Below are 19490 nucleotides of genomic sequence, written 5' to 3' on the forward strand. Positions count from 1 at the left end.
GACGGTCTGCGTTCCCCTCCATGTCGTGGCCTATGCGGCCACATTCAACCCATACTCCGGCTCCGTACGGACAAGTAAGGCGAGAGTGTGACATTGGCCGCAGTCACTCCCATCGAGCTCTCCACTCGCCTCGCCGGCCGTCGCAGAACCGAGAAACGCGGGTCTTCGATCGCTCCGTCCCTTGGGCTCCATTGCCCTGCACACGCTCCGGGCGCGGTATGGGGCACCTCGTCCCGGACGGGACCCTACCGGCCACCGTTGTGTACACAAGTCCCCCCTTCCCTCGTCACGAATGAGGGCACGCCGCTAACCCCCAGTTCGGGTAACCACCGGACGGGACAGGCTGATGTACCGCCTCGATCAGGCACGCGAAGTTCTTACGTGTTTCACGTGAAACAACCAGCATCTGTCCGCGTGCTGTGCATGCGGCTACAACTGGCCAAAAGCTCGTGCGTCTCCTCCGAAAGCGGTGGACGGCAGGGGGCCTTGTCGGACAGCCTGACCTGCGTGCCGACTCCTTCCCTTGCCTCTCTGCCCATTCGCCGTCTGACGCTCCGCGATCTCGCCGCCTGCGCCGACTTGTCCGAGGACCGGGGGTGGCCACGGGAGGAGCACAAGTGGGGCTTCCTGCTCACAGCCGGGAAGGCCTACGGCATCGACGACCCCGACGGCGGCCTCGTGAGCGCCTGCGTCGTCACCGAATACGGACCGCAGGAGCACCCCGCCCTCGCCGCGATCGGCATGGTCCTGGTGGCCGGGCGGCATGCCCGACAAGGCGTGGGCCGCCGCCTGATGCGCCACGTCGTCTCCGCGATGGGCACCACCCCCCTCACCCTTCACGCAACGCCGCACGGCCGGCCCCTCTATGAGGAGCTCGGCTTCAAGGTCACCGGGCGGGCCGAGATGGTGAGCGGGAAGTTCACTCCCGGCGGGCCGGAGCCGAAGGTCGCCACACGTGCGGCGACCGCCGAGGACCTCGCGACGATCCTCCGGCTCGACGAGCAGGTTTTCGGGACCGATCGCACGCACATCGTCACTCGGCTGCCCGCCTTCGCCGACCAGTTGCGCGTCGCCGAGGAGAATGGGCGGATCATCGGCTACGCAGCCGCTTGGCCGAACATGAACACCCATGTCGTCGGCCCGCTCATCGCACGCGACACGTCGGCGGCCCAGGCGCTCATCGCCTCCCTCGCCGCCTGCACCGACCGTCCCCTGCGCACCGACATCGATGTGCGGCACGAAGAACTTCTCGCCTGGGTGAAGGAACGCGGGCTTCATTCCATCGCGTTCAACTCGGTGATGTCGTACGGGATCACCGAGCTGCCCGGGGACTGGAGTCGGCGATTCGCGCCGGTCACGGTCGCGGCGGGCTGAAGGGCCGACGACGCCGGCTCCCCACGGGACGGGGTAACCGGCGTCGTCGCGCTGCTGGGCCCGGTCAGGCGAGTGCCTCCACGGCGGCCGTGGCGAATGCGTGGTCCTGCTCCGGGGCACCGCCTCCGATGCCGATCGCTCCGATCAGACGGCCGTCGCAGCGCATCGGCACGCCACCGGCGATGAACAGCAGCGGCCGGTCGAGTGCGGTCGGCAGCGTATGGAAGGGGCCTCCGGGTTGGACGGCGTCGACGAGGTCGGCGGTGGGCGCGTTCAGCTGGAGGGCCGTGTAGGCCTTGCGAGTGCTGGTCTCGCCGGAGATCAGCACGGCCCGGTCGTCCCGCCGGAAGGCGAGCAGGTGCCCGCCCGCGTCCAGGACCGTGACGCTGATGGTGACGCCTGCGGCCTCGGCGGCACGACGGGCGGCGGCTACGAGGATGTCGGCGTCCTGGCTGGTCAACGGGGCGACTGCGATGGTGGTGCTCATGAGGGGGCTTTCTGAGGAGTTGCTGGTGGTGCTGTGGGGCGGGGTCGGCCCGGGCGGGCCGGGTGCTCAGTGGTGGACAGCGGCCGGGTGCTCGGCCGGTGCGGATCCGGTGACGACGGTGGTGGCGGCACCGCCGCGGCGCTCCAGGGCAGCCGAGAAGAAGGCCAGCACCAGGGCGCCGGCAGCCAGGGCAGCTCCGACCCAGTTGGGGGCCGTGTAGCCAAGACCCGCCGCGATCACGAGGCCGCCGAGCCAGGCGGACAGGGCGTTGCCGAGGTTGAAGGCACCGATGTTCACGGCCGAGGCCAGGGTCGGGGCACCATGCGCCTGGTCGAGGACCCGCTTCTGCAGCGGCGGCACGGTGGCGAAGCCCAGGGCGCCGATCAGCGCGATGGTGGCGGCCGAGAGCACCTTGTCGTGCGCGCTGAGGGTGAACAGCGCCAGGACGACGGCCAAGGCGCCCAGGGAGACGTACAGCATGGGCATCAGGGCGCGGTCGGCGAACTTGCCGCCGACGAGGTTGCCGCCGACCATGCCGAGGCCGAAGAGGACGAGCAGCCAGGTGACGGAGCCGTCGGCGAAGCCGGCGACGTGGGTCATCATCGGCGCGATGTAGGTGATGGCCGCGAAGACACCGCCGAAGCCGAGGACGGTCATCGCCATCGCGAGCAGCACCTGCACGTTCTTGAAGGCGGCCAGCTCGTGCCGTAGGCGCACGCCTTCCTGCTTGGGCATGTCGGGAACGAGCCGGGCGATGCCGGCCAGGCCGACGACGCCGAGGGCGGCAACGATGCCGAAGGTCACCCGCCAGCCGACGGACTGCCCGACGAGGGTGCCCAGTGGGACGCCGACGACGTTGGCGACGGTCAGACCGGTGAACATCATCGCGATGGCTCCGGCCTTCCTGTCGGGGGCGACGAGGTCGGCCGCGACGACCGAGCCGATGCCGAAGAAGGCGCCGTGGGCCAGCGAGGCGATGATCCGGCCGATCAGCATGACGGCGAAGGCCGGGGCGAGCGCCGAGAGCAGGTTGCCGACGATGAACAGGCCCATCAGCAGCATGAGCATCCGCTTGCGGGAGACCTTGGTGCCGAGCACGGTCATCAGCGGGGCGCCGAACATGACACCGAGCGCGTAGCCGGTCACCAGGTGGCCGGCGGTGGGGATGGAGACCCCGTAGTCGCCTGCGACCTCGGGCAGCAAGCCCATGATCACAAACTCTGTCGTTCCGATCCCGAAGGCCCCGATCGCGAGGGCCAGAAGCGCGAGAGGCATGGAGGAGTCACCTTCCAGAAGATTGCAGGAGCGCTTTACGTGCGGCGACAATAGTTGCAGACGCTGGCTATACGCAACAGCCGACTATTTCTGCGCTGCCCTATCCTTGAGGTCAGCCGCTCCGGGACGGAGGAATCGCCAATGACAGCGACGGACCCCGCGCTCACCGCTCTCGCCCAGAGCTGGTGCGCCCTCTCCCTTCTCCACGGGAGGATCGAGGCCCATATCGAGCGCGCCCTGCAGGCGAAGCACGACCTGAGCGTGCGCGAGTACTCCCTGCTGGACGTGCTCAGCCGACAGCACGACGGGGACGGAGGTCATTTGCAGATGAAGCAGGTGGCCGACGCGGTCGTCCTCAGCCAGAGCGCCACCACGCGTCTGGTCACCCGGCTCGAGGATCGCGGTCTCCTGGAGCGCTACCTGTGCCCCACCGACCGGCGGGGCATCTACACGAACGTCACCGAGGCGGGCCTGGAGCTGCTGGACGCGGCCCGGCCGACCAATGACGCCGCCTTGCGCCAAGCCCTCGACGAGGCGGTGAAGAATCCGGAGCTGGCCCCGCTGGTCCGGGTCGTCGAGACGCTGAAGGCCTCGGTGGCCGCATGACCCGCCTGCGTACGGGGCGTCTCAGCGTACGGTGCGGTCATGGGAGATCTTGAGATACGTGCCGCCGTCTCCGACGACGTTCCGGCCATCGTCGCCATGCTCGCTGACGACCCCCTGGGCGCCCAGCGCGAGTCGCCGGACGACCTCGCCCCGTACCTGACCGCGCTGGAGCGGCTCAGCGCCGACCCGAACCAGCACCTGGTCGTGGCGGTACGGGAGGGCCGCGTCGTCGGCACGCTCCAGCTCACGATCATTCCGGGGCTGTCGCGGCGTGGCGCCCTCAGGTCGGTCATCGAAGCCGTCCGTATCCATGCCGATGAGCGTGGCAGTGGCCTGGGAACCCAGCTCATCGAGTGGGCGATCGGCGAATCCCGGAACCAGGGCTGCCAGTTGGTCCAGCTGACCTCCGACACGACCCGCACCGACGCCCACCGCTTCTACGAACGGCTCGGCTTCACGGCCTCCCACACGGGCTTCAAACTTCAGCTGTGACCGGATGTGCCTGGCGCCCTGTTTCACGTGAAACAGGGCGCCAGGCGCATCCACCGTCTATCCGATCCCGCGCCACCCTTCGGGATCGACCCCGCCCGGCACCGAGGCCCCCTCGTCGTACGGCTGCCGCGTGAACACGAACGAGCCGAGGTCCAGATGACTGACGGACCCGTCCGGCCGCCGGACGGCCTTCAGTAGCTCTCCGGCGTAGTAGCCCTCCAGGCCGGTCCAGGTCCCGTCGCCGTTCGGGCGGAACCGTGAACGGCGCCCGTTGCCGGACAGCGGCTCCAGCGAGGCGAACCCGTCGGCCGCAAGCCGCAGGGCGAAGGCGTACGTCCCCCAGTACCACTGGCCTGTCAACTCCAGTACCGACGGCTCGACCTCACGCATCGGCTTCCACGGAGCGGGGATGCGCGGCTCCGCCTCGGCGACGATACGGACGAGATCGGCGGCGACCCCGGACACCAGAGGGCCGGAGGTGCAGTTGGCCAGCACGACCGCTGCGACATCGTCCTCCACACTGATGGTCACACTCGCCAGGAAACCCGGCAGGGATCCGCTGTGTCCCACGAGCAGCCGGCCGTACCGACGCTGAATCTGCAGGCCGAAGCCGTAGCTGTCCCCGGACATCACGTCCGCCGCTTCCGCCGGCGCGGCCGGGGCCCGCATCTCCCGCAAGGACTCGGCGCTCAACACCCTCTTGTCGCCCCTCACCAGGAAGGCCGCGAAACGGGCCAGGTCTTCCGTCGTCGACCAGAGTTGGCCTGCCGATGCCATACGCCCGAGGTCCTCGGCGGGCTCGGGCAGCAGCACGTCGGCCCAGGGGTGTACGGCCCAACCGCCCGCATGCGGGTCCTGCGGTCGTACGCCCGTCCGGTCGAGCCCCAGCGGTTCGAGCACTTCACGCCGTAGTGCCTCCTCCCAGGAGGTTCCCCGCAGCTCCTCCACGACCGCGCCCAGCAGGGTGTAGCCAGGATTCGAGTAGTGGTGCCGTCGGCCGACGGGGTGCAGAAGGGGTTGCTCCCCGAGGATGTCGGACAGCTCCGGCCGCAGGGACCCCGGCGTGCGCTCCCACCACGGCCCGGGCGACTCGGCCGCCAACCCGCCGGTGTGCGCGAGCAGTTCGGCGATCGTCACCTCCCCCACGCCGGTGCCCGGCACGTGCTTGTCCAAGGGATCCCCGAGTCCGAGCACCCCCTCGTCACGCAGGCGCATCACGAGAACGGCGGTGAAGGTCTTGGTGATCGAGCCGATGCGGTACTGGACGTGCTCGTCGGGCGCGTGCCCGTCCACCGAGGTCCGGCCACCGTGCCACACCGCCCGCCCGTCCCGGACGACGGCCGCGACCAGTGACGGTGCCCGCCCCTCGGTCTGTGCCACGGCGATGCGGTGCAGCAACGCACGACGCGTTGCGGGAAGCAGTTCTTCCTCAGGTGTCGTCATGGCCCAAGTCCACCCGGCCCGGCCCCGCGAGTCGACCTCATTTCGCCGCAGGCTGTCGGTTCCGCGTCGGCTTGACCACTGACGTCGCTCCGACCATCGGTTTCCGCCTCCGTTCCATCAGGTGTCCACAGGGTCTCGTCCCGTCGTTGTGTCCATTTCCTGATGGCGTTCCGTCAAGTGGTGTCAGCGACCCTCGTGCTGCCCGGAGTCCCTGGTCTTCACGCACCCACCCCCTCCGCGGCCTACCGGGGGGTCAGCACACAGAACTCGTGACCGTCGGGGTCGGCCATCACCACCCAGTCGACGTCCCCTTGGCCTATGTCGATGCGCGTTGCCCCGAGGGAGACGAGCCGATCGACCTCCGTCTGCTGGTCACTGCCGGCCGGTGGAGCGAGGTCGAAGTGCAGCCGTTCCTTCCCCGTCTTCGGCATCAGGGGCGGACCACCCCACGTGACCTTCGGACCACCGCGCGGTGAACGGATCGCGGTCTCCTGGTCCTGGTCCCAGACCAATGGCCAGCCCAGCGCTCGACTCCAGAAGTATCCGGTCTCCTGCGAACCATCGCCCGCCAGCGCTCCGATGAAGCCGCACTCGGCGAGGAACTTGTTGCCCGGCTCGATCACACAGAACTCATTGCCCTCGGGGTCGACGAGCACCACATGCCCCTCCTCCGGGCGTTGACCGATGTCGATGTGCCGGGCGCCGAGTTGGAGCGCCCTCTCCACCACCTGCTTCTGGTCGTCGAGGGACTTGCTCGTCAGATCGAAGTGCATGTGGTTCTGGCCTGTCTTCCGCTCCTGGGTCGGGAGGAAGCGGAGCCGGAACCCGGTGTCATCGCTGGGAAGCAGTGTGATGCCGCCGGAGGAGTCCTCGGCTGTCTCCCAGCAAAGAAAGTCCGCCCAGAAGCGCGCGAGACTCAGCGGGTCGTGCGCATCGAAACAGAGCGCGTGCAGGTGAGAAGTCATCCGTAGGTCTTCCGGTAGGGGCAGGCGGCTCGTGGTGGAGCCTGCCCAGCCGGTGCCGCCCGGTCAACTGAATCACGGCATGAATCCCATACCCCCCCATTAGCCACACGGTGGACGTCGCCGGTGGGAAAGGAGGACCCGTGGTCTGGGAACCCACACCGGCACCGGATCAGGTCTGCGCCATGTCCACGAAACGTGAGTAGTGGCCCTGGAAGGCGACCGTGATCGTCGCCGTCGGGCCGTTTCGGTGCTTGGCCACGATCAGGTCGGCCTCGCCGGCACGCGGCGACTCCTTCTCGTAGGCGTCCTCGCGGTGCAGCAGGATGACCATGTCGGCGTCCTGCTCGATGGAGCCGGACTCACGCAGGTCGGAGACCATCGGCTTCTTGTCCGTGCGCTGCTCGGGACCACGGTTCAGCTGGGAGAGCGCGATGACCGGGACCTCCAGCTCCTTGGCCAGCAACTTGAGGTTTCGGGACATGTCCGAGACCTCCTGCTGACGGCTCTCGGCCCGCTTGGACCCACCGGACTGCATCAGCTGGAGGTAGTCGATGACGACCAGCCTCAGGTCGTTGCGCTGCTTGAGGCGGCGGCACTTGGCGCGGATCTCCATCATCGACAGGTTCGGGGAGTCGTCGATGTAGAGCGGCGCCGCCGAGACGTCGGGCATCCGCCGGGCCAGTCGCGTCCAGTCCTCGTCCGTCATCGTGCCGGACCTCATGTGGTGCAGGGCGACTCGAGCCTCGGCGGACAGCAGGCGCATCGCGATCTCGTTGCGCCCCATCTCGAGCGAGAAGATCACGCTCGGCAGGTTGTTCCTGATGGAGGCCGCTCGCGCGAAGTCCAGCGCGAGCGTGGACTTACCCATGGCGGGACGTGCCGCGATGACGATCATCTGGCCCGGGTGCAGGCCGTTGGTGAGCGAGTCGAAGTCCGTGAACCCGGTGGGAACACCGGTCATCTCGCCGCTGCGTGAGCCGATCGCCTCGATCTCGTCGAGCGCACCCTCCATGATGTCGCCGAGCGGCAGATAGTCCTCACTGGTGCGCTGCTCGGTAACCGCGTAGATCTCCGCCTGGGCGCGGTTGACGATCTCGTCGACGTCGTCGTCGGCCGCGTATCCCATCTGCGTGATGCGCGTACCCGCTTCGACCAGGCGGCGCAGGACCGCACGCTCGTGGACGATCTCCGCGTAGTAGGCCGCGTTGGCCGCCGTGGGCACCGTCTGGACGAGGGTGTGCAGATACGAGGCCCCGCCGACCTTGTTGATCTCGCCACGCTTGGTGAGCTCGGCAGCGATCGTGATGGGGTCGGCCGGCTCGCCCTTGGCGTAGACGTCGAGGACGGCCTGATAGATCGTCTCGTGAGCCGGCTTGTAGAAGTCGTGGCCTTTGAGGATCTCGACGACATCGGCGATGGCGTCCTTGGACAGGAGCATGCCGCCGAGAACGGACTGCTCGGCCTCGATGTCCTGGGGCGGAACCCGCTCGAACGACGGGCCCGAGCCGCCGTCCCACACCCCGTTGTCCCTGCCGCGCTCGTGCTGCTCGTCGCGGCCCCGGGCTCCGTCACCACGTCGGCGGGAGGCGGGCAGACGATCACTGGGACCGCTGTCGGCCCACGGGTCGTCCAAGGGCTCGGAAATACTCACCGAGCCACCTCCTCCCGTCCGCCGCAGCAGACCTCGCCGTGCCCCTCTGTTCTACGGCACGGCACTGACAAATAAGAGGCCCAACTCCGGTTGACGGGCGCCGGTTTTGTGGCGTTTTGAAAACCGGCGGACGGAGCGGGCGCCGGACTACCGTAGGCCCGTCGGCACCGTCAGCCAATCTGGTTATCCACAGGCCATGTGGACGACGGCCCAGATGCTGTGGAGAACTCCGCGAAACCTGTGCACGACCCGGTGGACAGCCCTGTGAACAAGCGGCGATCCCCACCAAGGAAACCCCTCTGACCTGGAACTTCGCCGTCCACCGGCTGTGCAGAAGAAAAACTTTTCCCTGCGGCCCAAGATCGCTTCGAATGGTGCACAGCAGTACGCACGACCTGACGGCAAGTAAGGGTCAGAAAAGCTTTGCATCTCTTACCTGTGGACGATTAGATTGGTGCACATGACACAGGCCCCCGTGCGCCGCCGCAGCGGCCGGAGACAGCACGACCGAGAGATCGTCGCGCTGGCCGTGCCGGCCTTCGGCGCCCTCGTCGCCGAACCCCTCTTTCTCATGGCCGACACCGCCATCGTGGGCCATCTGGGCACAGCGCAACTCGCCGGACTCGGCGTCGCCTCGGCCCTGCTGATGACCGCCGTCAGCGTCTTCGTCTTCCTCGCCTACGCCACGACGGCGGCAGTCGCCCGCCGAGTCGGCGCCGGTGATCTCCGGACCGCCATCCGCCAGGGCATGGACGGCATGTGGCTGGCCTTGCTTCTAGGCGCTGCCGTCGTCGCCACCGCCCTGCCGACGGCACCCCATCTCGTGGACCTCTTCGGTGCCTCGGACGCGGCCGCCCCGTACGCGATCACGTATTTGCGCATCTCCGTGCTCGGCATACCGGCCATGCTCGTCGTCCTCGCCGCGACCGGCGTCCTGCGCGGCCTGCAAGACACCAAGACTCCGCTCTACGTCGCCATCGGCGGCTTCGTCGCCAACGGCGTGCTCAACGTGGGTCTCGTCTACGGCGCCGATCTGGGCATCGCCGGCTCCGCATGGGGTACCGTCATCGCCCAGTGCGGCATGGCCGGGGTCTACCTCGTGGTGGTGCTGCGGGGCGCACGCAAGCACGGTGCCTCCCTGCGTCCGGACGCGGCCGGCATCAGGGCCTCGGCGCAAGCCGGTGTGCCCCTTCTGGTCCGCACCCTCTCCCTGCGGGCGATCTTGCTGATCGCCACGGCGGTCGCCGCACGGCTCGGAGATGCCGACATCGCCGCCCATCAGATCATCCTGTCCCTGTGGAACCTGCTGGCGTTCGCCCTCGATGCCATCGCCATCGCCGGGCAGGCCATCATCGGCCGCTACCTCGGAGCCGGTGACACCCAAGGCGCCCGCGACGTGTGCCGTCGCATGGTGGAATGGGGGATCGCCGTCGGGGTCGCCCTCGGTGTGCTGGTGGTCCTCACCCGACCGGCATTCCTGCCCCTGTTCACCAGCGACCCGTCGGTCAAGGACGTGGCACTGCCCGCCCTGGTCATCGTCGCCCTCTCGCAGCCGATCTCCGGCATCGTGTTCGTCCTGGACGGAGTCCTGATGGGCGCCGGCGACGGCCCCTACTTGGCTTGGGCCATGCTGCTCACCCTGGCGGTCTTCGCCCCGGTCGCCCTGCTCGTTCCGGTGCTGGGCGGGGGGCTCACCGCCCTCTGGGCCACGATGACGCTCATGATGACCGTGCGCATGCTGACCTTGTGGGTCCGTACCCGCTCCGGCCGCTGGATCGTCACGGGCGCGACGCGCTGACCGTTTCCACTTGGAACACCGCCTGTTTCACGTGAAACACGGTGTGCCCCGCAGAACGCACCGTTTCACGTGAAACATCGAAGTCCCGCAGACACGGCGAGGGGGGCCGCACCCCGAAGGGTGCGGCCCCCCTCGCTCACTGCTTCAGTGAGCGCGACACTCAGGCCGCGACGACCTCGATGCTGACCTTGGCGTCAACCTCGGGGTGCAGACGCACGGACGTCTCGTGAGCGCCCAGCGTCTTGATCGGCGCGCCCAGCTCGATGCGGCGCTTGTCGACCTCAGGGCCACCGGAGGCCTTGATCGCCGAAGCGATGTCGGCCGGGGTGACGGAACCGAAGAGACGACCGGCGTCGCCGGAGCGGACGGCCAGACGGACCTTGACACCCTCGAGCTGGGCCTTCACAGCGTTGGCCTGCTCGATGGTCTGGATCTCGTGGATCTTGCGAGCACGACGGATCTGCTCGACGTCCTTCTCGCCACCCTTGGTCCAGCGGATCGCGAAGTTCCGCGGGATCAGGTAGTTGCGAGCGTAACCGTCCTTGACGTCGACGACGTCGCCCGCAGCGCCGAGGCCGGAGACCTCGTGGGTGAGGATGATCTTCATGTGTCGGTCACCCTTCCCTTATCGCGCGGTGGACGTGTAGGGCAGCAGCGCCATCTCACGGCTGTTCTTGACGGCCGTGGCGACGTCACGCTGGTGCTGCGTGCAGTTGCCGGTCACGCGGCGGGCACGGATCTTGCCGCGGTCGGAAATGAACTTCCGCAGCATGTTCGTGTCCTTGTAGTCCACGTACGTGACCTTGTCCTTGCAGAAAGCGCAGACCTTCTTCTTCGGCTTGCGCACAGGCGGCTTCGCCATGGTGATTCTCCTGTGTGATCAAGAAGTGTGGGTGCGAACCCGCCCTTAGAAGGGGGGCTCGTCCGAGTAGCCGCCACCACCGCCGCCGCCGGAGTTTCCACCCCAGCCGCTGCCGCCGCCCTGGTTGCCACCGGCAGGGGCGCCGGTAGCCCACGGGTCGTCGGCGGGAGCGCCGCCGCCCTGCTGACCGCCGCCGGGGCCGCCGCCCCAGCCGCCGCCACCCTGGCCGCCGCCACCGCCGCCGCTGTAGCCGCCCTGGCCACCGCGGCCGGTGGTCTTGGTGACCTTGGCCGTGGCGTTGCGCAGGCTGGCGCCGACTTCCTCGACGTCCAGCTCGTAGACCGTGCGCTTGACGCCCTCACGGTCCTCATAGGACCGCTGCTTCAGCCGGCCCTGCACGATGACGCGCATGCCTCGCTGGAGCGACTCGGCGACGTTCTCCGCCGCCTGACGCCAGACCGAGCAGGTCAGGAACAGGCTCTCGCCGTCCTTCCACTCGTTCGTCTGACGGTCGAAGGTGCGGGGGGTGGACGCGACACGGAACTTCGCGACCGCCGCACCGGAGGGGGTGAAGCGCAGCTCGGGGTCGTCGACAAGATTGCCGACGACCGTGATGACGGTCTCGCCTGCCATGGGGGAACCTCTCGGCGGGTTTGCTCTGGCTGCTTGCTACTCGAATCCCGGGATCAGCTGAGCGTGGAAGCTCAGTGCATCTCGGGACGGAGGACCTTGGTCCGGAGGACCGACTCGTTCAGGTTCATCTGGCGGTCGAGCTCCTTGACGACCGCAGGCTCGGCCTGCAGGTCGATGACCGAGTAGATGCCCTCGGGCTTCTTCTTGATCTCGTACGCGAGACGACGACGGCCCCAGGTGTCGACCTTCTCGACCTTTCCGCCGCCGTCACGGACGACAGAGAGGAAGTTCTCGATCAGCGGGGAGACAGCGCGCTCCTCGACGTCGGGGTCGAGGATGACCATCACCTCGTAGTGACGCATGTGGAACCCACCTCCTTTGGACTCAGCGGCCACGGTCGTTCCGTGGCAGGAGGGTTGTGATGCGTAGGCAACGGTATCGGCCACCACTGACAATCAGGGGTTCTGTGGAGAAGCCCTCGCCATGACATGGGCAGACACCGGTGCGGAGGGTACAGAGTACCCGCACGGTGGCTTGCGGTTGAAATCCGGCCGCCCGGGCAGCCAATCTGTACACATCGGGTGTGTATGGCGCTACGATGCGCCGACTTCGCAGGAGGTGCCCTATGGCACAGGCATTGCGACCCAACACCGCCGGCGGTCTGTTCGCCACGGACGGCAAGTCCCACCCCCTCCAGGACACCCTGCTCGCGGTGACCCTGGTGCTGGGCCTCACGTCGTTCCTCACGGCGATCATCGACGACGACCTGCATCTGCTCAGCTCCTGGGCCGGCCTGGTGGGCATCCTCACGGGTGCGTACGGCCACTGGATCTCGGAGACGACCCGGGAGCGCTTCGGCCTGATCCTGGGCCTGGGCGCCTCAGGCGTCGGGTTCTTCCTGGGCATGGCGCACGGCGGCCTCATCGGCTGACGCCAGGGCACCCTCCTCTTCGGAACATCGGCTCACGCCCCGGCCGCCCTCGGGCCGGGGCGAAGGTCCCGTACGCCCAACCGGCGCGCTCCCCAGGCGCAGTAGGCTTCGCGCGAGAGCCGGAGCCCCTGACCCCATGGGGACACACCAGCCCGAGGAGCGCCCCGAATGAGCCTGACCCTGAGGACCATCAGTCGAGAGCAGCATCTGGCCTACATCCAGAGCCTGCCGTCGGCGAGCCACATGCAGGTCCCGGCCTGGGCTGATGTCAAGGCGGAGTGGCGCTCCGAGAACCTCGGCTGGTTCGACGACCGGACGGGCGAGCTGGTCGGTGTCGGTCTGGTCCTCTACCGGCAGCTGCCCAAGATCAAGCGCTACCTCGCCTACCTGCCCGAGGGCCCGGTCATCAACTGGTTCTCGCCGAATCTGCAGGAGTGGATCGAGCCGATGCTGGCGCACCTGAAGCAGCAGGGCGCCTTCTCCGTGAAGATGGGCCCGCCGGTGATCATCCGCCGCTGGGAGGCCGCCTCCATCAAGCAGGGCATCCAGAACCCGGACGTCAAGCGCCTGCGCGACATCGAGGCCGACCACATCGAACCGCGCGCTTTCGAGGTCGCCGACAAACTGCGCCGCATGGGCTGGCAGCAGGGCGAGGACGGCGGCGCCGGCTTCGGCGACGTTCAGCCGCGCTACGTCTACCAGGTGCCGCTGGCGAACCGTTCCCTGGAAGAGGTCCACAAGAACTTCAACCAGCTGTGGCGCCGTAACATCAAGAAGGCCGAGAAGGCCGGTGTCGAGGTCGTCCAGGGCGGTTACCAGGACCTCGAGGAATGGCAGCGGCTGTACGAGATCACGGCCGTGCGCGACCACTTCCGGCCGCGCCCGCTGTCGTACTTCCAGCGTATGTGGACGGCCCTCAACACCGAGGACCCCAACCGCATGCGGCTGTACTTCGCCCGGCACAACGGCGTGAACCTGTCGGCCGCGACGATGCTGATCGTCGGCGGGCACGTCTGGTACTCCTACGGCGCGTCCGACAACATCGGCCGTGAGGTCCGGCCCTCGAACGCCATGCAGTGGCGGATGCTGCGCGACGCCTATGCGCTCGGCGCCACCGTCTACGACCTGCGCGGCATCTCCGACTCCCTGGACGAGACCGACCACCTCTTCGGCCTGATCCAGTTCAAGGTGGGCACGGGCGGTCAGGCCGCCGAGTACCTCGGCGAGTGGGACTTCCCGCTGAACAAGCTGCTGCACAAGGCGCTCGACATCTACATGTCGCGCCGCTGATGTCCCGTTCAGTGCTTCTATACCTCTGAAACACGGCAACCGCTGCTTCACGGCAACCATGAGAAAGGTTCCAGGTCCGGCCATGGCGCTCACGCTCTACGTCGACACCGCGCGCTGGCGGGCGCACCACAAGCACGTGCAGGAGCAGTTCCCGGGCCTCGTGCCGGTCTGCAAGGGCAACGGCTACGGCTTCGGGCACGAGCGGCTGGCGGAGGAGGCCACACGGCTGGGCTCGGACGTCCTCGCCGTCGGCACCACGTACGAGGCCGCCCGGATCAAGGACTGGTTCAGCGGCGATCTGCTGGTGCTGACGCCGTACCGGCGTGGTGAGGAGCCTGTGCCGCTGCCGGACCGGGTCATCCGCTCGGTCTCGTCGATAGACGGTGTGTACGGTCTCGTCGGCGCCCGCGTGGTGATCGAGGTGATGTCCTCAATGAAGCGCCACGGCATCAGCGAGCAGGACCTGGCGCAGCTGCACGCCGCCATCGAGAACGTCCGCCTGGAGGGCTTCGCCATCCACCTGCCCCTGGACCGCACCGACGGCTCGGACGCCGTCGAGGAAGTCATCGGCTGGATGGACCGGCTGCGTGCGGCCCGGCTGCCACTGCACACCATGTTCGTGAGCCACCTCAAGGCCGAGGATCTGGCCCGGCTCCAGCAGCAGTTCCCGCAGACCCGGTTCCGGGCCCGCATCGGCACGCGGCTGTGGCTGGGGGACCACGAGGCCACCGAGTACCGCGGGGCGGTCCTGGACGTCACGCGCGTCGCCAAGGGCGACCGCTTCGGCTACCGGCAGCAGAAGGCGGCCTCCGACGGCTTCCTGGTCGTCGTGGCGGGCGGTACGTCGCACGGGGTGGGCCTGGAAGCCCCGAAGGCGCTGCACGGCGTCATGCCGCGCGCCAAGGGCGTCGCCCGCGCCGGCCTCGCCACGGTGAACCGGAACCTTTCTCCGTTCGTCTGGGGCGGCAAGCAGCGCTGGTTCGCCGAGCCGCCGCACATGCAGGTCTCGATCCTGTTCGTGCCCGCGGACGCGCCGGAGCCGAAGGTCGGCGAGGAGCTGGTGGCCCATCTGCGGCACACCACCACGCAGTTCGACCGGCTTGTGGACCGCTGACCGACCCCGTTTCAACGCAAAGGCCGTACACGGCTTGTCGTGTACGGCCTTTGCGCTGCCCGGCGAGCTCCGCAGGGGCGTTCGCTCAGAGCGAACCGCCCGCGGGGCCCTGCCTGCCCCACTCGACCGGTGGCCCGTCGAACCGAGCAGCCTCGTGCTGTCGTGGCCGGGCCGCAGGACCGAGGACGAAGGCGTCCTCCGCACCGTCGAGCACCCCGCCCGAGGGATCGTCGTCGCCGGACCTGCGCACCGGGTCCCGGTCCGGCAGGAAGATGTCGCGCACGACCATGACGCACAGGTACAGCGTCCCGAGCAAATGCAGGCCGATGGCCCAGTGGTAGCCGTCGGTGGGCAGCCCCTTGTGGGCCTCTCCGCTGGTCGTGTACGCGAGGTACAGCCAGATCCCCAGGAAGTACGCCACCTCACAGGCCTGCCAGATCAGGAAGTCCCGCCACTTGGGCCGCGCGAGAGCTGCCAGCGGCACCAGCCACAGGACGTACTGCGGCGAGTAGACCTTGTTGGTGAGGATGAACGCCGCGACGATCAGGAACGCGAGCTGGGCGAACCGCGGGCGGCGCGGGGCGGTCAGTGTGAGCGCCGCGACGGCCGCACAGCACACCAGCATGAGCAGCGTGGCGAGCGTGTTCACGGTGTCCGTGCTGATCGGGTTGTCCGAGTTCTGGGCCATGACCAGCCAGAAGGAACCGAAGTCGACGCCCCGTTCCTGGCTGAAGGTGTAGAACTTCGACCAGCCCTCGAACGCGAAGAGCATCACCGGCCCGTTCACGACCACCCAGGCGACGATCGCACCGCCCAGAGCCGTCCCGAACTCACGCCACTTGCCCGCGCGCCAGCACAGCACCAGCAACGGCCCCAGGAGCAGGAAGGGATAGAGCTTGGCGGCCGTGGCGAGGCCCAGCAGGACACCGAAGGCGAGGGCACGGCCCCGCGACCACATCAGCATCGCCGCGGCCGTCAGAGCGACCGCCAGCAGATCCCAGTTGATGGTCGCCGTCAGCGCGAAGGCAGGAGCCAGGGCGACCAGCAGACCGTCCCAAGGACGCCGGGCATGCGTGCGGGTCACGCAGACGGCGATGACGGACGCGCACACCATGAGCATTCCGGCGTTGACCATCCAGTACCACTGCTCCTGGTACTGGATGGTGCCGCTGCCGGGCGTGAGCCAGGAGGCGACCTCCATGAAGACACCGGTCAGCACCGGGTACTCCAGGTACTGCATGTCGCCGGGAAGCCTGTCGAAGTACGGCACGAGCCCGTCGGCGAAGCCGCGCCCCTGATAGAGGTGCGGGATGTCCGAATAGCACGCGTGCGTGTACTGCGAGCTGGCTCCGAAGAACCAGGCGCCGTTGTAGCAGGGCGCCTTCTGGACCAGGCCGAGGGCGAACATGCCGATCGCCACCAGCGCGATCACCCGCACCGGAGTCCACCAGGACGCCCCGACCAAGGCACGCCGCCCGAGCGGACCGCCGATCAGCTCGCTGCCGGCCGCGGCGACCTCGTCCTCCTTGGTCGGCCGCACCGGCTCGGGCTCGTGGACGCCTGCTCGCGTCGATTCTGCACTGGGCATGCCGCACATCCTGCCGTACGAGTCTGGCAATACGCCGAGGGCCGCCGTACCCGAGTGGGTGCGGCGGCCCTTGTTTCACGTGAAACACCTCGTTTCATGTGAAACACCCAAGCCGGGTGATCGTCGGCTATTCGTTGGGGCCTCCGAAGATGCCTCCGTTGTCATTGCCTCTGCTGTTGCCGCCGTCCAGGTTCGTGTCTGTCGGCGTGGGTTCTGAGCTCGCCCCTCCGTCTGTGCCCCCGTTGCCTGGGCCACCGTTCTCCGTGCCGCCGTCGTTCTCACAGCCGAAGAGCCCACAGGTGTCGCTCGGCGAGGGCGAGGGCTCCGTCGGGGACTCGCTGGGAGTGGCGCTGGGCGACTCGGTCACGGTCTCACTGGGCTCCACGCTGGGCGTCGGGGTCGGCGACGGGGCACCCAACTCGTGCTGGATCTCGCCGATTTCCTCGGCCTCCGGGAAGCCGAGGTCGGGCTTGCCCTTCAGCGCGGCCTTCATGTACTCGGTCCACACCAGCGTGGGGACGTCACCACCGTGGATGGACTCCTCACCCGCCGTGCCGTTCATGGAGAGCAGCTTGGCGCTCTTGGGGTCCTCACGGAACATAGCGACCGAGGTGGACAGCTGCTGGGTGTAGCCGACGAACCAGGCCGACTTGTTCTCGTCCGTCGTACCGGTCTTACCGGCAGCCGTACGGCCCAGGGACAGCGCGTTCTTACCCGTACCGTTCTGGATCACGTTCTCCAGAGTGTCCGTGACGTTGTTCGCCACGATCTCGGGGATAGCCCTCGTGACCCTCGGCTTCTTGAAGCCTTCCAACTCCTGCCCGTTGTGCTTGACGCTGGTCACCGAGTACGGGGCTGCCTGCTTGCCGGCGGCGGCGAACGTCGCGTAGGCGTCGGCCATACGGATGGCACTGGGAGTCGACGTACCGAGCGCGAACGACGGGTTGAGTTCCTGCGCCATGCTCTGGTCGAGGATCCCCGACCGCTTGGCGACCTCCCGCACCTTCGACATGCCCACGTCCACGCCGAGCTGCACGAACGGCGTGTTGACCGACTGCTCCATCGCCTTGCGCAGGGTGATGTAGCCCCAGCGGTGGTCGCTCTCGTTCTGCTGCCGGAAGATCGAGTTGTCCTTGCGCAGGTAATAGCTGCCGTCCGGCTTCCTGACCTTCAGGTTGTCGTTGCCGTTGTACTTGCTCAGTGGCGAAACGCCGACCCCATCGCTCCGGTACGTTCCATGCTCCATCGCGGCGGCGAGCACGAACGGCTTCCACGTCGAACCGACGGGGACACCCGAAGTGTCCGCGTTGTTGTTGAAGTGGCCCTTCTCGTAACCTGCACCACCGTAGAGGGCGACGATTGCGCCGTCCTCGGGCTTCACCGACGCCGCGCCGAACTGGACATGCTTGTCCAGCTCCCGGTTCTCCGGGTCGAGCTTCTCCTTCTCGACCTGCTTGACTGCCTTGGTCAGCGCCTCGACCTTGTCCTTCTCGAAGGTCGTCTTGATCTGGTAGCCGCCCTGATCGAACCGCTTCTCCGAGATGTCGGAGTGGTTCAGCACGTACTTCTTGGCCGTGTCCACCAGGTAGCCGATCTGGCCGGTCATGCCCTTGGTCGCTTTGCGACCCTGGGGCATGGGGTACTCCTTGATCGCGTCCTGGTACTGCGTGTCCGTGAGCCTCTTGTCGTTGTGCATCTGCTCGAGGATCCAGCGCCAGCGCGCTTCGGAGCGCTTTCTGTTGGCGTCGGCGGTCGCCGCTTTGTCGATGCCGTCGTTACCTGCGGGGTCGTAGTACGTGGGGCCCTTGAGCAGGGCGGCGAGGAAGGCGCACTCACTCGGCTCGAGCTTGTCCGCGTTCTTGCCGTAGTAGGCCTGGGCGGCGGCCTGGATGCCGTAGGCGCCGCGGCCGTAATACGAGGTGTTCAGGTAGCCCTGGAGGATCGTCGGCTTGTCGAGCTTCGTGCCCACCTTGATGGAGATGAACATCTCCTTGAACTTGCGGGAGATCGACTGTTCCTGGCTCAGGTAGGTGTTCTTGACGAACTGCTGGGTGATCGTCGAACCACCCTGTGTGTCGCCACCCCGAGCCATGTTCGCCAAGGCGCGGGCGATACCCATGGGGTCGACACCCTTGTCCTTGTAGAAGCTCTTGTTCTCGGCCGAGATCACCGCCCACTCCATGGCATCGGGGATCCGGTCGATCGTGACGTTCTGCCGGTTCTGACCACTGCCCGCCGCGACCATCTGGCTGCCGTCGGCCCAGTAGTAGACGTTGTTCTGCGACATGGCCGCCGCGTTCTCCTCATTGGGAACGCCCACCATGGCGTAGCCGATGCCCGCCACGGCCATCATGCTGCCGACGAAGCCGATGCACAGGCCGGAGACGAGCTTCCAGGAGGGCAGCCAGCGCTGCCAGCCGTACTTGCCGGCCCGCGGGTAGTCGATCAGCCGCCCCTTGTCGGGGACGGCGGCCGCGCGTCCCCTCCCGCCAGGAGCGGCACGCCGGCCGCCCCGGGCCGGTTCGGCCGCTCTGCGGCGGCTGCCGCCCGTGCTTCTCTGCGCCGCACGCCGGGCCTCGGCACGGCCGCCGTACTGACGCTCCTCACCCCCCGAGCCGAAGGAGCCCGACCCATAGGAGTCGGATGGAGACTCGGTGGCGCCTCGCGGTGCCGCGCGGCGACCGGAGGACGAGCCGGACTGGCCGCGTCGGGCCGAGGCACGTCCGCCTCCCTGCGGCTGCGGCGGTTTGCGACGGTGCTCGCTCATCGAACGACTACTCCTCGGGCAGGCGCACCCCTGCGCGCCTGGAAACGGCGGCTTGTTTCCGGTCCCCCCGAAGTACGGATGTGGTGGGCTCCGCATTCATCGGTCCCGCGTGCACCCGTACTACACCGAAGACGACGACGCTCTCAGGCGTCACTCGGTTCCCGGTGATGTGCATGGCGCACAGACTACGCACCGTCAAACCCTGCCGAGCCCC

Annotated in this window: 18 protein-coding genes; 7 read left to right on the forward strand and 11 right to left on the reverse strand. The window is 67.9% G+C overall.

What is annotated here, in order from left to right:
- The first annotated feature begins 507 nt into the window (after window positions 1-507).
- Complete coding sequence (locus tag ACWD1U_RS07680) at window positions 508-1374, forward strand: GNAT family N-acetyltransferase (RefSeq protein WP_451105354.1); 867 nt, start codon at window positions 508-510, stop codon at window positions 1372-1374.
- 64 nt (window positions 1375-1438) lie between these two features.
- Here the strand turns inward: ACWD1U_RS07680 and ACWD1U_RS07685 are convergent, their stop codons facing one another.
- On the reverse strand, window positions 1439-1861 hold the full coding sequence (locus tag ACWD1U_RS07685) for a GlcG/HbpS family heme-binding protein (protein WP_451105356.1): 423 nt from the start codon (window positions 1859-1861) through the stop codon (window positions 1439-1441).
- Between the two features lie 66 nt (window positions 1862-1927).
- Window positions 1928-3136: an MFS transporter gene (locus tag ACWD1U_RS07690; RefSeq protein WP_451105357.1), complete on the reverse strand. Its 1209-nt coding sequence runs from the start codon at window positions 3134-3136 to the stop codon at window positions 1928-1930.
- A gap of 141 nt (window positions 3137-3277) precedes the next feature.
- Here ACWD1U_RS07690 and ACWD1U_RS07695 point away from each other — a divergent pair, with 141 nt between their 5' ends.
- Together ACWD1U_RS07695 and ACWD1U_RS07700 are read left to right on the forward strand one after the other, a co-directional pair.
- Window positions 3278-3742: a MarR family winged helix-turn-helix transcriptional regulator gene (locus ACWD1U_RS07695; protein ID WP_451105359.1), complete on the forward strand. Its 465-nt coding sequence runs from the start codon at window positions 3278-3280 to the stop codon at window positions 3740-3742.
- Window positions 3743-3781: 39 nt separating this feature from the next.
- On the forward strand, window positions 3782-4234 hold the full coding sequence (locus ACWD1U_RS07700; RefSeq protein WP_451105361.1) for an N-acetyltransferase family protein: 453 nt from the start codon (window positions 3782-3784) through the stop codon (window positions 4232-4234).
- Between the two features lie 57 nt (window positions 4235-4291).
- Here ACWD1U_RS07700 and ACWD1U_RS07705 read toward each other — a convergent pair whose 3' ends face one another.
- The 3 genes from ACWD1U_RS07705 to dnaB all read right to left on the reverse strand — a co-directional run bounded on the left by ACWD1U_RS07705 (window position 4292) and on the right by dnaB (window position 8293).
- Window positions 4292-5677, reverse strand: coding sequence for a serine hydrolase domain-containing protein (locus tag ACWD1U_RS07705; protein ID WP_451105363.1), 1386 nt, complete (start codon window positions 5675-5677; stop codon window positions 4292-4294).
- A 242-nt stretch (window positions 5678-5919) separates the two neighbouring features.
- The gene (locus ACWD1U_RS07710) at window positions 5920-6642 is read right to left on the reverse strand and encodes a VOC family protein (RefSeq protein WP_451105365.1); all 723 of its coding nucleotides are present in this window, start codon (window positions 6640-6642) and stop codon (window positions 5920-5922) included.
- A gap of 169 nt (window positions 6643-6811) precedes the next feature.
- Window positions 6812-8293, reverse strand: a complete 1482-nt coding sequence (gene dnaB, locus ACWD1U_RS07715; RefSeq protein WP_451105367.1) for a replicative DNA helicase — start codon at window positions 8291-8293, stop codon at window positions 6812-6814.
- A gap of 460 nt (window positions 8294-8753) precedes the next feature.
- Here dnaB and ACWD1U_RS07720 point away from each other — a divergent pair, with 460 nt between their 5' ends.
- A complete protein-coding gene (locus ACWD1U_RS07720; protein ID WP_451105369.1) occupies window positions 8754-10091 on the forward strand; it encodes an MATE family efflux transporter in 1338 nt (445 codons plus the stop codon).
- A gap of 160 nt (window positions 10092-10251) precedes the next feature.
- On the opposite strand, the gene rplI is transcribed toward ACWD1U_RS07720, so the two are convergent.
- From rplI to rpsF, 4 genes are all read right to left on the reverse strand, one after another.
- A complete protein-coding gene (gene rplI, locus ACWD1U_RS07725; protein ID WP_451105371.1) occupies window positions 10252-10698 on the reverse strand; it encodes a 50S ribosomal protein L9 in 447 nt (148 codons plus the stop codon).
- 18 nt (window positions 10699-10716) lie between these two features.
- Window positions 10717-10953, reverse strand: a complete 237-nt coding sequence (gene rpsR, locus ACWD1U_RS07730; protein ID WP_003949403.1) for a 30S ribosomal protein S18 — start codon at window positions 10951-10953, stop codon at window positions 10717-10719.
- A 45-nt stretch (window positions 10954-10998) separates the two neighbouring features.
- A complete protein-coding gene (locus ACWD1U_RS07735) occupies window positions 10999-11586 on the reverse strand; it encodes a single-stranded DNA-binding protein (RefSeq protein WP_451105373.1) in 588 nt (195 codons plus the stop codon).
- A gap of 71 nt (window positions 11587-11657) precedes the next feature.
- Window positions 11658-11948, reverse strand: a complete 291-nt coding sequence (gene rpsF / locus ACWD1U_RS07740) for a 30S ribosomal protein S6 (protein ID WP_030237450.1) — start codon at window positions 11946-11948, stop codon at window positions 11658-11660.
- Window positions 11949-12211: 263 nt separating this feature from the next.
- On the opposite strand from rpsF, the gene ACWD1U_RS07745 reads away from it, so the two are divergent.
- The 3 genes from ACWD1U_RS07745 to ACWD1U_RS07755 all read left to right on the forward strand — a co-directional run bounded on the left by ACWD1U_RS07745 (window position 12212) and on the right by ACWD1U_RS07755 (window position 14921).
- Window positions 12212-12517, forward strand: a complete 306-nt coding sequence (locus tag ACWD1U_RS07745; RefSeq protein WP_451105375.1) for a hypothetical protein — start codon at window positions 12212-12214, stop codon at window positions 12515-12517.
- A gap of 168 nt (window positions 12518-12685) precedes the next feature.
- Window positions 12686-13807, forward strand: a complete 1122-nt coding sequence (gene femX, locus ACWD1U_RS07750) for a peptidoglycan bridge formation glycyltransferase FemX (protein ID WP_359765362.1) — start codon at window positions 12686-12688, stop codon at window positions 13805-13807.
- 82 nt (window positions 13808-13889) lie between these two features.
- Window positions 13890-14921, forward strand: coding sequence for an alanine racemase (locus tag ACWD1U_RS07755; protein ID WP_451105377.1), 1032 nt, complete (start codon window positions 13890-13892; stop codon window positions 14919-14921).
- 85 nt (window positions 14922-15006) lie between these two features.
- Here ACWD1U_RS07755 and ACWD1U_RS07760 read toward each other — a convergent pair whose 3' ends face one another.
- Window positions 15007-16518 carry a glycosyltransferase family 87 protein gene (locus ACWD1U_RS07760; RefSeq protein WP_451105779.1) on the reverse strand — a complete coding sequence of 504 codons (1512 nt, stop codon included), beginning with the start codon at window positions 16516-16518 and terminating at the stop codon, window positions 15007-15009.
- Window positions 16519-16636: 118 nt separating this feature from the next.
- Complete coding sequence (locus ACWD1U_RS07765; RefSeq protein WP_451105379.1) at window positions 16637-19276, reverse strand: transglycosylase domain-containing protein; 2640 nt, start codon at window positions 19274-19276, stop codon at window positions 16637-16639.
- Window positions 19277-19490: the final 214 nt, after the last annotated feature.

This window comes from Streptomyces sp. NPDC002788, assembly GCF_053592115.1.

Coding starts and splice junctions, on each gene's coding strand:
- ACWD1U_RS07765 (WP_451105379.1), bottom strand. CDS start 19,276: ATGAGCGAGCACCGTCGCAAACCGCCGCAGCCGCAGGGAGGCGGACGT.
- ACWD1U_RS07735 (WP_451105373.1), bottom strand. CDS start 11,586: ATGGCAGGCGAGACCGTCATCACGGTCGTCGGCAATCTTGTCGACGAC.
- ACWD1U_RS07705 (WP_451105363.1), bottom strand. CDS start 5,677: ATGACGACACCTGAGGAAGAACTGCTTCCCGCAACGCGTCGTGCGTTG.
- ACWD1U_RS07695 (WP_451105359.1), top strand. CDS start 3,278: ATGACAGCGACGGACCCCGCGCTCACCGCTCTCGCCCAGAGCTGGTGC.
- ACWD1U_RS07760 (WP_451105779.1), bottom strand. CDS start 16,518: ATGTGCGGCATGCCCAGTGCAGAATCGACGCGAGCAGGCGTCCACGAG.
- ACWD1U_RS07710 (WP_451105365.1), bottom strand. CDS start 6,642: ATGACTTCTCACCTGCACGCGCTCTGTTTCGATGCGCACGACCCGCTG.
- ACWD1U_RS07685 (WP_451105356.1), bottom strand. CDS start 1,861: ATGAGCACCACCATCGCAGTCGCCCCGTTGACCAGCCAGGACGCCGAC.
- rpsR (WP_003949403.1), bottom strand. CDS start 10,953: ATGGCGAAGCCGCCTGTGCGCAAGCCGAAGAAGAAGGTCTGCGCTTTC.
- ACWD1U_RS07690 (WP_451105357.1), bottom strand. CDS start 3,136: ATGCCTCTCGCGCTTCTGGCCCTCGCGATCGGGGCCTTCGGGATCGGA.
- ACWD1U_RS07745 (WP_451105375.1), top strand. CDS start 12,212: ATGGCACAGGCATTGCGACCCAACACCGCCGGCGGTCTGTTCGCCACG.
- ACWD1U_RS07700 (WP_451105361.1), top strand. CDS start 3,782: ATGGGAGATCTTGAGATACGTGCCGCCGTCTCCGACGACGTTCCGGCC.
- femX (WP_359765362.1), top strand. CDS start 12,686: ATGAGCCTGACCCTGAGGACCATCAGTCGAGAGCAGCATCTGGCCTAC.
- ACWD1U_RS07720 (WP_451105369.1), top strand. CDS start 8,754: ATGACACAGGCCCCCGTGCGCCGCCGCAGCGGCCGGAGACAGCACGAC.
- rplI (WP_451105371.1), bottom strand. CDS start 10,698: ATGAAGATCATCCTCACCCACGAGGTCTCCGGCCTCGGCGCTGCGGGC.
- ACWD1U_RS07755 (WP_451105377.1), top strand. CDS start 13,890: ATGGCGCTCACGCTCTACGTCGACACCGCGCGCTGGCGGGCGCACCAC.
- rpsF (WP_030237450.1), bottom strand. CDS start 11,948: ATGCGTCACTACGAGGTGATGGTCATCCTCGACCCCGACGTCGAGGAG.